The 11,040-nt window shown below is 53.6% G+C and carries 8 protein-coding genes; 4 read left to right on the top strand and 4 right to left on the bottom strand.

What is annotated here, in order from left to right; all coding sequences use genetic code 11:
• The first annotated feature begins 46 nt into the window (after positions 1 to 46).
• The 3 genes from PLIM_RS10740 to hisA all read left to right on the top strand — a co-directional run bounded on the left by PLIM_RS10740 (position 47) and on the right by hisA (position 4,719).
• Positions 47 to 2,845 carry a hypothetical protein gene (locus PLIM_RS10740; protein ID WP_013110340.1) on the top strand — a complete coding sequence of 933 codons (2,799 nt, stop codon included), beginning with the start codon at positions 47 to 49 and terminating at the stop codon, positions 2,843 to 2,845.
• A gap of 306 nt (positions 2,846 to 3,151) precedes the next feature.
• On the top strand, positions 3,152 to 3,814 hold the full coding sequence (gene hisH, locus PLIM_RS10735; RefSeq protein ID WP_041403501.1) for an imidazole glycerol phosphate synthase subunit HisH: 663 nt from the start codon (positions 3,152 to 3,154) through the stop codon (positions 3,812 to 3,814).
• Between the two features lie 167 nt (positions 3,815 to 3,981).
• Positions 3,982 to 4,719, top strand: coding sequence for a 1-(5-phosphoribosyl)-5-[(5-phosphoribosylamino)methylideneamino]imidazole-4-carboxamide isomerase (hisA, locus tag PLIM_RS10730; RefSeq protein WP_013110338.1), 738 nt, complete (start codon positions 3,982 to 3,984; stop codon positions 4,717 to 4,719).
• A gap of 15 nt (positions 4,720 to 4,734) precedes the next feature.
• Here hisA and PLIM_RS10725 read toward each other — a convergent pair whose 3' ends face one another.
• From PLIM_RS10725 to tdh, 4 genes are all read right to left on the bottom strand, one after another.
• On the bottom strand, positions 4,735 to 5,391 hold the full coding sequence (locus PLIM_RS10725; protein ID WP_013110337.1) for a trimeric intracellular cation channel family protein: 657 nt from the start codon (positions 5,389 to 5,391) through the stop codon (positions 4,735 to 4,737).
• Positions 5,392 to 5,419: 28 nt separating this feature from the next.
• Entirely contained in the window at positions 5,420 to 7,777 is a 2,358-nt protein-coding gene (locus tag PLIM_RS10720) for a M60 family metallopeptidase (protein WP_013110336.1), read from the bottom strand.
• A gap of 74 nt (positions 7,778 to 7,851) precedes the next feature.
• Positions 7,852 to 9,036 (bottom strand): glycine C-acetyltransferase, encoded by a 1,185-nt coding sequence (locus PLIM_RS10715; RefSeq protein ID WP_013110335.1) that lies wholly within the window; start codon positions 9,034 to 9,036, stop codon positions 7,852 to 7,854.
• A gap of 116 nt (positions 9,037 to 9,152) precedes the next feature.
• Entirely contained in the window at positions 9,153 to 10,181 is a 1,029-nt protein-coding gene (tdh, locus tag PLIM_RS10710) for an L-threonine 3-dehydrogenase (RefSeq protein WP_013110334.1), read from the bottom strand.
• 206 nt (positions 10,182 to 10,387) lie between these two features.
• Here tdh and PLIM_RS10705 point away from each other — a divergent pair, with 206 nt between their 5' ends.
• A complete protein-coding gene (locus PLIM_RS10705) occupies positions 10,388 to 10,978 on the top strand; it encodes a helix-turn-helix domain-containing protein (protein ID WP_013110333.1) in 591 nt (196 codons plus the stop codon).
• Positions 10,979 to 11,040 lie beyond the last annotated feature (62 nt).

Raw genomic sequence — 11,040 nt, 5'->3', positions numbered from 1 at the left:
CCAAAATGGTCAATCTGCCTGGTCTGTCGCGAGGAGTGCTTCTGCAATGAAAAAGTCGTCAGGGATGAATGACTATCGTTGGTTATTGACATGCGCAGCCGGGGGCATGCTGGCTGCGGCAACTCCTGCCGATGCACAGATCATCAGGCCTGGGTTCTTGCCTCAAGGGCAGAAAAGTTCGCCGGCTCGAACAACGCCTTTGACCAAATCGGATGACGTCAACTCAAAGCAGCAGACGGCGACGATTCAGCAGCCCTCGCAAGCGGCCAAAATCATTCCAGTGGGAAACAACTCGATTCAGGAAGAGTTAGAAAAACTCTATCGGGAAAGTGGTCGGGAAATGCCGGCCATGACTCTCGAATCAGCTACCCAGCAAACCAGCCCGAATTATCAGCGGCCTGGACAAACGCCGGGAAGTTCCGTCGCTGCCCCTGCTGGATCTCAACCCGCTCCAGCGGCACCTGCGACAAACTGGTATGCTCCAGGAGCGGCTCCAGCAAATCTGCCGCCCTCTGGGACTCCTGCTGTGGCACCTAAGGCAGCGGCAACGGCTCAGCCTGCCCCTGCTCCATCAGGGAATGCTGTTTCGCGATTCTTTAAACGACTGACACCCGGTCGAAAAGAAACCACGCCTGCCAGCTCACAACCTCCTGTACCTCCGGGAGTCACACCTTCTTATTCTGCTTATCAGGCTCCGTCAGTACCACCTGCCGAGTTGATGACGAGTGATGAAGTCCCGCTCCCCTCTGCAGCACCGAGCCGACTGCCTGCCGTGATGGCTCCCCCCCAGATTCAAGCAGCACCTTTGGCTCCCACAACTCGTCCTGTGGTGACATTGCAACGCCCATTACCTGCTCCTCAAAGTCAAACTCTGGGGCAGGTTCCGGCGCAAGCTCCACCACAGGCTGCCCGGGTGAATCCTGTCCCTGCTCCAGTGCCCGCTCCTGTCGCTGCTTCCAGCATTCTGGCGGTTCCGCAAGGGTTATCGCAGACTGTTGCGCCACCGGTGATGGCACCCGTGGATTCGTATGCGATTCCTCCATCGCCAGCACCTCGCCAAGCATCAGTCGCGGCCCCTGTTCAGGTGCCAGCTGTTCAGCCACCAGCCACAACTCAAGTTCCAGTGACTGTCCAGGCACCAGTCATCACCACGCCACAGGCTACTGTGGCAAAGATCCCTGTTGTGCCTGCGATTCCCGCAGTTCCTACACAGCCAGTGCCTCAGGTCGTGGTGCAAACTCCGCCAATGCAAACGCCACCAGTGCAGAATGCGCCAGTCGCTGCTGAACCAGTGTTTTCAATGCCTGTCCCACTCGGCACATTACCAGCCCCTGTTGAACCGACTGTGCAAAATCCTGGACGGATTCCAGCCACTCCCAGCGCAGCACAAGCGGTGCAGCAGCCTGTGGTGACAGAGACCAGGATTCCTGTGAACCAGGCCGCAATTCCTGTCGTCAAACCCGTCGCACCTGCCGTCGAGGCAACTTCTCAAGCAACACCAGTCGCTCAACCGGCAGTGGCTGCAGGACTGGACGATTTCCCAGATCCGTTTACCGAAGTCTCCGAAGCCATGGCGGATCGCGGCTTGCGTCGGGCTGAACCAGCACCACAGACGGCGGCTGTTGCTCAAGGAACCAATTCTGCCGCGCCAGTAAATTCGACAACTCTCGCAGCTGCTCCTGTACAGGCTGTGCCAACGCAGAGCACCACCCTGTCGAACGCGCCTGTGTCGAACACACCTGTGTTGCCAGTGGAAAAAACTCTCGCAAGTCCTGCACCGGTGGCATCACAGGTCGCAACTCCTGCAGCGGCACCAATGGCAGATGAAGTGGCAGATCCCTTCGCGGGAGTCGCTTTACCGCCACCAAGCTTGCCTGCCGCAGCCATCGAGAAAGCACCTGCATTGGCTCCCTCCACAACGACTGCTAAGGAGGCCTTAAAGAATGTGATTCCTAAAAAGCCGGGAGAGCCAGCTCTGGAGGATTGGGAGCTGGAAGATCTGGCCGAAGAGGCTGCCGAACTCGCAGATGAAGCTCGAAAGGCGAGCGAAGCTGCCAAAACTTCAGCAAATCCAACGGATACAGCAACTCCAATTGGCCAACCTGCAATTCCAGTGTCACCTGTCGTTCCACCTGCTGGACGAGCTTTGGATTTGCCTCTGGATACGGCCAAAGATGCGCAGCCAGCGGTTCCTGCCCAGGCACCTGCCCAGTCTCCTTCTCTGGCACCGGCTTTAATGGTTCCTGCAGAAGTCCCTGCTCTGGCGATTCCGCCAGCGGCTGAGGCCGTGCCACCCGCAGCAATTCCCGCTCCGGCATCGCCACCAGCCACGCCACAGACAAAAGAAGTATTACCTGGAACTTTGGCCACAGCCGCTCCGGTAGTTCCAGCAACACCGGCAGTTCCCACAACTCCGGCTGCTCCTGTCCATGCAGCCGTGGCACCGGCTCAGCTTCCAGCGGATGCACAGAACGATCCACGCATGAAGCAGATTTTCGCTCGTGAAGGAGTTTCGGGATTGAAAGGGTTCTGCCCAGTCGCATTACGCGATCAACGCGAATTGAAGGATATTCAGCCACAATTTGCAGCCACCTATCGCGGGCAGAAATTCCAATTCTCATCGGCCGAAGCCAAAGCCCGGTTTGAACAGGAACCCACTCGCTATGCACCCGCTGCTTACGGTGCTGACGTGGTTGTTCTGGCGAATGCCAAAGATGTGGTGGAAGGATCGCTCGATCATGCGGCCTGGTACAAGGGCAAATTGTATCTGTTCAGTGATGCCGAATCGCATCGGCAGTTCGTGATTGATCCCGCGAAATATGCCTCACCTGCCGGGTTGGAATAACTGTCGAGATCACTCCTGCATTGACCTGAGCCCTTTGGGGCGAATCTGTCAGGATCGATCACCCCTTTGGCCGGACCCTGCGACCGGCTGAAGGGGTGATTTTTTTGTGGTCACTGCTCATTCAGAGAGAATGACCTGAACCTTCCGCTTTGTGAAAGATCACATCAGTGCGAAGTGAAAGGTATTTGGAGAAGCTCGCCACGATCCAGTCGCTTTACGCGCGAATTGCCGAAAGCGTATGGTGGTGTTCAGTCATGAGGCCATGGTGAGACCCGTGTGATTGATAAAGTCGCGAAAGACAGTGAAATGATCGGGATTGTCGATTATGGAATGGGGAACCTGAGAAGCGTCCAGAAGGGCTTCGAAAAGGTTGGTTCTACCGCCCATATTGTGAGTACGCCGGCAGAGATTGCTGCTGCTGATCGATTGGTTCTCCCCGGCGTGGGAGCCTTCCGCGATGCGATCAGCGAACTTAAGCGTCTCGATCTGATCCCTGCGATCAAGGAGCATATCGCAGCAGATAAGCCATTTCTTGGGATTTGCCTCGGCCTGCAAATGCTGTTTGATGTGGGATATGAAGACGGCGAATATCAGGGCCTGGGGATTTTTCGTGGCAGCGTACAGCGTTTCGCTTCTCGTGAAGGGCTGAAGATTCCTCACATGGGTTGGAATACCATTGAACTTAAGAAAGCTGTCCCGCAACTGACTGGTATCCCCTCAGATGCTACCTTCTATTTTGTCCACAGTTACTTTGTGGTTCCAGAAGATCCATCCATCATTGCGACAACCACGACACATGGTGAGAGTTTTGTGTCCTCTGTTTCGCGAGGAAATCTGCTGGCAACACAGTTTCATCCCGAGAAGAGCCAGAACGCCGGGCTCAGACTATTGAAGAATTTTGCTCGAGGTCTGGAAGGTCAAGTTTCTGCGGAAACTTCCGATAAGTTGCCAGCCATCTCCGCTCAATGATCTGATGCCTAATGGCAAAAATTGTCTCCGAATACCGGCCGGGAGATGAGGGAGTCTCTTCGGCCAACAGGTCTCCGAGATTGAAGATTCCTGGTCTTTGGTTGACTTCTTCTGGCGCAAGTTGATCTGTCTTTTGAGAATCAGTGTCTGTAGTGAAAGTGATGGGGATGGAAATTCTGCCGGCAATCGATTTGCGTGGAGGCAAATGTGTGCGACTTCGCCAGGGTGATTATGCCCTGGAGACCGTTTTTGGTGATGACCCGGTCGCCATGGCCCAAAAATGGGCAGCCACAGGTGCAGACCGGCTTCATCTGGTCGATCTTGATGGAGCGAAAGCCGGATATCCGGTGAATCATGAAATCGTGAGAGCGATTGTCAGTGAGCTGTCGATTCCCTGTGAGTTGGGAGGAGGTTTTCGTTCCGAGGAATCCGTGCGATTCATGCTGGAAGATGTTGGCCTGGACCGCGCGATTATTGGTACACAGGCACTCAAAGAACCGGCGTGGTTCAAATCGTTAGTGGAAAAGTATCCCGGGAGAATTGCCCTGGGATTGGATGCTCGCGATGGCAAAGTGGCCACGGCAGGTTGGCTCGAAGTCTCGGCCGTTTCGGCACTGGAATTAGCTTCGCAATTTGTCGATCTCCCGCTCGCAGCTGTAATCTATACCAACATTGCCAACGATGGGATGATGCAAGGTGTCGACGAAGGGACCATTGCCGACATGCAGCGTCTGGCCGATCTGGGCTTTTCCGTGATTGCTTCAGGTGGGGTGACGACTCTGGACGATGTGCGGCGTCTGGAGGCTGTTCATAAGCAGCAGCCCAATCTGGTCGGAGCAATTATCGGTCGCGCGATTTACGAAGGAACGATTCGCGTCGAAGAGGCGGTGGCTCTCACGCGCTGATTCGAGCGGTCTGATTCATGCCACTGGTGGAAGCTTATCCTCTGATACGGTGTGCGTGTCTTCGTGCGTGCGGAATTCGGGAAGCCGCCAGCGATATCGAAGAGCAGCCAGTCTCAGGATGAGAATCAAGGCGGAGGAGACGATGAGATTGACGGGGTTGGGCCCCTGCACCAAGTGAAGTGTCAGATAGCAGCAGGCACCGCAAAAGGCTGCTGTCGCGTACCAGTAGAAATCAATGCGGAAGATGCTGGGGAACTCGCTGCAGAGGACATCTCGAATAATCCCACCAGCGACTCCGCTGGTTACGCCCATCACAATGCAGATGATTCCCGCATGCCCCAGCGATAGCGTCTTGGATGTCCCCACGATAGCGACAAACGCCAGTCCAGCGGCATCGGCGAAGATCAGGAGCTTCAGGGGAGTTTTGCGGTAACGTGCCGTCACGAACATCAGGCACGATGCAACCACCACCGTGTAAACAAAATTCGGATCTTTCAACCAGAAGACCGGGACGTCGAGAATCAGGTCTCGTAGGGTCCCTCCGCCAGTCGCAGTGACCATTCCGAGCACCAGAATCCCGAACAGATCGACTCGCTTTCCCCTGCCGGCAAGCACACCAGCAATGGCCCCAAAAGCGACAGAAAGATGCTCAAGAAAATACAGAAACGACATAATGAAGTATCAGGGAACTCGTGGTCGATCAGGTTTGCGAACCGGGTCTCCCAGGTGGCATCCAGGTGGGGAGATCTTTAATCATCTGGCGGGCATTTTCACTCGTGGGGACTCCCCAATATTGGAAAAACGGCCCTAAATTGCGATTCACTTTACGTGAAAACCGCACCATCCACTGATCGCGTTTATCCATTTCCGATTTGGGGTGCTCGTCTTTCTGAAGCTTTTCGTATTCCAGGAAGACATCACGGAAGGGTTGCCAGCCGAATTGTTCCTTGAGTTGGATGTACATGGTCAGAGCCAGGAAAGGATCTTCCTGCCAGGTGCTGAATGGAGCACCGTTCATGACATATTTGCGTTCGCGATTGTCACGCTCAGGCTGTTGAATCGCATCGTGAGAAAAAGCTTTGGGTGTGAGGGTGTCAATGACATACAGAGGTGTGAGGTTGTTCGTCACTTCACCTGTCCCCTGGAAAGTCCAATCTCCCTTTTGGTGATTATGGCCTAACTCGTGATAGAAACCCCAACCCCCTTTGTTCTCAAGGAAATTGAGATCGACAACTTCGGGTGCCGAGGGATTTGTAAAGCACATGATGGGATAACCACTGTGCATGAACCCGGCACTGATCTGATCGTCGAACACAAAGCGCTCGGCATAAGGTCGATTTCTCGAAATTGAATAGAGATCTGCACAGGCATCGAGGACTGCGGCCCAGTGGTTCATGAGCTTATCTGGAAAATCGAGCTTACGGACGAGTTCGCTGGGCACCGTAATGACAAGGTGTCTCGTCTCCAGTTCGGCCCAGGGGGCGGGATAGTTACGAATGGTAAATCGCCAGTCGCTGATATCCGTTTCGCCATGCACAAAATAGGGTGCATCGACCACATTCGAAAACTCGACTTCAAACTTTCCCGCAGGAGTTTTCTGGGGAACGACAACGTAGATTAACCCTCCATAAGCATTGCCAACTTCAAACTCGACTTTGTCGATGGGGAACTGGCGGATGACTGCCGGTGGTCGCCTCCATTCATCTTTCGACCAGAGGGAGTCGGAGTGACTGCCAATCTGGATTTCAAACTTCTGCCCCACAATGTTCCGGGGAACTTTGACCTTTACCAGCGTTCCCGGCGCTGCATACAGCCCTGTGCTTTTCCAGCGAGTGGTTTCGGTGTTGATCGTCACTTTTCGAGTGACCTTTTTAGCATTTGCTGGAACTGCCCCCGGAAAAACCGACGCCGTCGGAGCAGGCTTCATCTCTTCCAACGGAAGCTGCAGGTAGTAACCTGTCTGAAGACCAACCAGCAGCTTGGCGTCGGCCTGTTTGGCTTTGACCGGTTGTTTCGACGTAGGGACTGGGATCTGCTTTTTGAGATCTTCGACAAAAGCAATCAATTGCGAGACCACTCCGTGATCCATCTTCCAGGGAATGCCCACCAGTGCTGGTTCCAGAGTGGAGGCAATCATTGCCATTTCTTCGGCAGTGGGTGGGACTTTCGTCTCTAATGCATCCTTAAGATGCTGGGTGGCATAGCCGGCATTGGAAAACTTTGGAACCGGATTAATGACTTTGAAAATCTCATCCTGACCTTCTTGTGTGGCATCCAGCCAGACTATTCCGGCTTTTGAGAAGAGCTTGTTTGATTGGTTATCCGTGGCGGCGTTGCCCCCTTTGCCATATTGTTGCCACGCCCAGATCAAGGTGACGGAAATCAGTCCTCCGCCGTCCTTGACGAACGCTTCAAGTCCTCGAAGCTCGTCATCAGCAAGTCCATCAGTTTCAGCAATGATGACATCAGCTCCTCGAGTTTGTGCCAGCCAGTTTTTCCCTCCGACTTCAATGGCGGCGATCTTCGCGGACTGTAATTGTTGAAACAGATTTCGCTTCCCCATCACAGCCACCTTCACTGTTCCGGGAGCTTTTTCTTTGTGTCCAGCCCAGGCAATACAGTTGCTGATAAAGCGGCCAGTCATCGTGTGATTGGCTGGGCCTGAGCCAAGCAGATCATTGTGGCAAAGAGCCACAACTCGACCTTTGCCGAACTCAGCCGCCGCCGCTGCCACACTGGTTTTCCCTTTGTTGGTCGAAACCACCACAGGGAAAGATTCGGGGCCATAAGGGAGGATTGTTCCGGGAGCACCACCAATTTTGATCTCAGTGACACCTTCCAGAAGAAAATCCTGGTGAGGCTTCCAGAGTTCTGGATCAAACTTGGAGGTCTCTGTGCGGGCAGGAGCCCCTTTTTTGGATGAGGATTTGGCTGAGGGCTTGGTTGCCGGTTTCGTTGCCGCTGGCTTCGTACCTTGTGATTTTCCTGATTGCGCCAGGAGGTTTTCTGTCCATAGACAGCAGGCGAGGCTCAAAATCAGTACGTGTCGATATGACATGGAAAAACTCCGTCGAAGCCAGGCAGAATCAAGAATCGATTGATGGGGGTAATTCGCTAGCGGGATAACATCGCTTAGACAGCCAGCTCTTTCCAGACTTTAGTAAATGCTGCCGCTGCTGTTTCCAGATCGTGTTGCGAGTGAGCCGCTGAAATCTGTGTACGAATGCGGGCTTGTCCTTGAGGAACGACCGGGTAGGAGAAGCCGATGACATAAACTCCTTCGGCTAGCATGCGATCTGCAAATTGAGCCGCCAGGGCAGCATCACCCAGCATGACGGGGCAGATGGGGTGCGTCCCCGGAAGCACCTTCAGCCCCGCACTTTGCAGTGCATTCCGAAACCAGACCGTATTGGCCTCCAATTGATCACGCAAATGAGTCGATTCACTCAGAAGCTCTAATGCCTTGAGCGAAGCCGCAGCAATGGGAGGTGCGAGAGTGTTCGAAAAGAGGTATGGTCTTGAACGTTGTCTCAAGAGATCAATGATCGGCTGGCGTCCACTGGTATAGCCTCCACTGGCACCTCCCAGGGCTTTACCAAGCGTACCGGTCATAATGTCAATGCGATCCATGACGTTGTGGTATTCGTGCGTTCCGCGCCCGTTGGGGCCAGTGAAACCAACAGCATGAGAATCATCGACCATAATCATCGCATCGTACTTATCCGCCAGTTCGCAGATTGCGGGAAGATTGGCGATGTAACCATCCATGGAGAAAACGCCATCTGTCGCGATGAGGCGAAAACGAGCCCCGGAGGCTTCTTTAAGTCGTTCTTCCAGCTCGGTCATATTGTTGTTGGCATAGCGAAACCGTTGAGCTTTACATAAGCGGATGCCATCGATGATGCTCGCATGGTTGAGTGCATCAGAGATGATAGCATCTTCCGCCCCCAGCAATGTTTCGAACAGCCCGCCATTCGCATCGAAGCAGGAGGAGTAGAGAATGGTATCCTCCATGCCGAGAAACTTGCTGAGAGCACTTTCAAGTTGTTTATGTAGTCCTTGAGTACCACAGATAAATCTTACTGAGGCAAGCCCGTAGCCCCATTCTTCCAGAGCCTTGGCAGCCGCCGCCTGAACTGCGGGATGTTGTGCCAATCCCAGATAGTTATTCGCGCAGAAGTTCAGGACGGGCTTTCCCCCTGCAACTTGAATGCTCGAATTCTGCGGAGTCGTGATGACTCGCTCAGACTTATAAGTTCCGGCACTGCGAATCTGATCCAGTTGCCCGGAGATATGTTCGAGAAATCGTGTGGACATGGGGCGATCTCGGGAAGGCAAAGAGAGAGTCGTTTTAAACAGTTCATATTTACTGAGTAGGGTGCATTCCGTCGGAACTTCATGCACCCTGCTCAATATTCAATGCAAGGAGAGATTTAGGTTTCCCAGTCGAGCACGACTTTGCCGCATTGGCCGCTGAGCATGACATCGAAACCCTTCTGGAATTCGGTGTAGTGGTAGCGATGAGTAATGACGGGGGCGATCTGCAGGCCGCTCTGGAGCATGACGGTCATCTTGTACCAGGTTTCGTACATTTCCCGGCCATAGATGCCTTTGATAGTCAACATATTAAAGACCACGGTGTTCCAGTCGATGGCCATGGATTTTTCAGGGATGCCAAGCATTGCAATCTTGCCGCCGTGAGCCATATTGGCGATGAGACTATTGAAGGCATGTGGATTACCAGACATTTCGAGGCCGACGTCGAAACCTTCCTTCATGCCCAACTGTGCCTGGACGGCAGGTAAGTCCTGCTCCCGTGGATCAACAGCGACGGTGGCTCCCATCTTGCGGGCCAGTTCGAGGCGGTAAGGATTCAAATCGGTGACCACCACATGTCGAGCTCCGGCATGCCTCACAATGGCAGTAGCCATGATTCCAATCGGGCCGGCACCTGTGATCAATACGTCTTCACCGAGGAGGTCAAAGGAGAGGGCTGTGTGAACAGCGTTCCCGAACGGGTCGAAGATGGACGCCACATCCAGGTCTATGTCTGAGGAGTGATGCCACACATTCGACATGGGGAGCGAAATGTATTCGGCGAAGGCACCGGGACGATTGACTCCCACACCTTTAGTGAAGGCACACAGGTGCCTGCGACCCGCGAGGCAATTGCGGCAGCGTCCACAAACCACATGCCCTTCCCCACTGACGATGTCGCCAGGGTGGAAATCGACGACATTCGAACCCACCGCAACGATTTCACCCACGAACTCGTGTCCAACCACCATGGGAACGGGAATCGTCTTCTGAGCCCAGTCATCCCATTTATAAATGTGGACATCGGTGCCGCAGATGCCCGTCTTTTTGACACGAATGAGAACGTCGTTAATGCCGTATTCGGGCTTGGGAACATCTTCCAGCCAGAGTCCGACATCGGCCTTGCGCTTGACCAGTCCGTGCATGGGGTGCTTTCGTATGCTGGGTGTTTAATGAGATCAATAGAATTGATCGTCTGTGTTGTCGCCGAGAATTCTTTGTTTAGTATAGTGGAAATCGTCTCCGGTATGTTAGAATCTGTAAAGCATCACAACAAGCGAAAAATAGAATTATCTCTCGAAAAACATGGAGAGATGGTATTTCGATCCTCAAGACGAATGAAAATTACGCGATGACCTCTCTCTCATCGGATCTGCCCACGCCCAGTGACGCAATTAGTCAAATGCTTTGTCATCGTGTGCGAGAATTAAGACAGCAGAATGGCTGGTCACTCGATCAATTGAGTTCAGCGAGCGGTGTGAGTCGGTCCATGCTCAGTCAGATTGAGAGGAATCAGGCGAATCCTACCCTGGCTGTGACTGCGCGAATCGCTCAGGCTTTCGGGCTGACCATTGGCCAGTTAGTGGAAACACCACATGTGGTTCCAGGTATTCATGTCATTCGAGGGGATGACCCCGCGCATCTGTATCGAAGCGATGAAGATTGCGAGATTCGCACGCTTTCACCTTTGCCGCTGGAAAAGGACGTCGAGTTTTATCAACTTCGTATCAAGCCTGGGCGAGCGTTGCGGAGTGAGGCTCATTTCCAGAAGACCCGCGAGTTTATCACTGTCGAACAGGGGCGAATCTGTATTCACTCTGCCGGTGAACAACGAGAACTTGGCAAAGGAGATTCAGCGAGTTACCGCGCGGATGTCCCCCATGCGATTGAAAATCGAGGCAAAGGAGACGCTTTGACCTTTCTGGTCGTCATTTATGAGTAGGTGTGGAGAGATGTTTTTGGAGTACAAGTCTGTTATAAGCGGGTGTTGATCTGTTAAGTAAC

It is taken from the genome of Planctopirus limnophila DSM 3776, from assembly GCF_000092105.1.
In the GTDB taxonomy this organism is placed as follows: Bacteria; Planctomycetota; Planctomycetia; order Planctomycetales; family Planctomycetaceae; genus Planctopirus; species Planctopirus limnophila.
Note: the sequence above shows the minus strand (reverse complement) of the source record. Positions and strands in the feature narration are given on the sequence as shown.

Coding starts and splice junctions, on each gene's coding strand:
- PLIM_RS10720 (WP_013110336.1), bottom strand. CDS start 7,777: ATGTCATATCGACACGTACTGATTTTGAGCCTCGCCTGCTGTCTATGG.
- PLIM_RS10740 (WP_013110340.1), top strand. CDS start 47: ATGAAAAAGTCGTCAGGGATGAATGACTATCGTTGGTTATTGACATGC.
- hisA (WP_013110338.1), top strand. CDS start 3,982: ATGGAAATTCTGCCGGCAATCGATTTGCGTGGAGGCAAATGTGTGCGA.
- PLIM_RS10725 (WP_013110337.1), bottom strand. CDS start 5,391: ATGTCGTTTCTGTATTTTCTTGAGCATCTTTCTGTCGCTTTTGGGGCC.
- PLIM_RS10705 (WP_013110333.1), top strand. CDS start 10,388: ATGACCTCTCTCTCATCGGATCTGCCCACGCCCAGTGACGCAATTAGT.
- PLIM_RS10715 (WP_013110335.1), bottom strand. CDS start 9,036: ATGTCCACACGATTTCTCGAACATATCTCCGGGCAACTGGATCAGATT.
- tdh (WP_013110334.1), bottom strand. CDS start 10,181: ATGCACGGACTGGTCAAGCGCAAGGCCGATGTCGGACTCTGGCTGGAA.
- hisH (WP_041403501.1), top strand. CDS start 3,152: ATGATCGGGATTGTCGATTATGGAATGGGGAACCTGAGAAGCGTCCAG.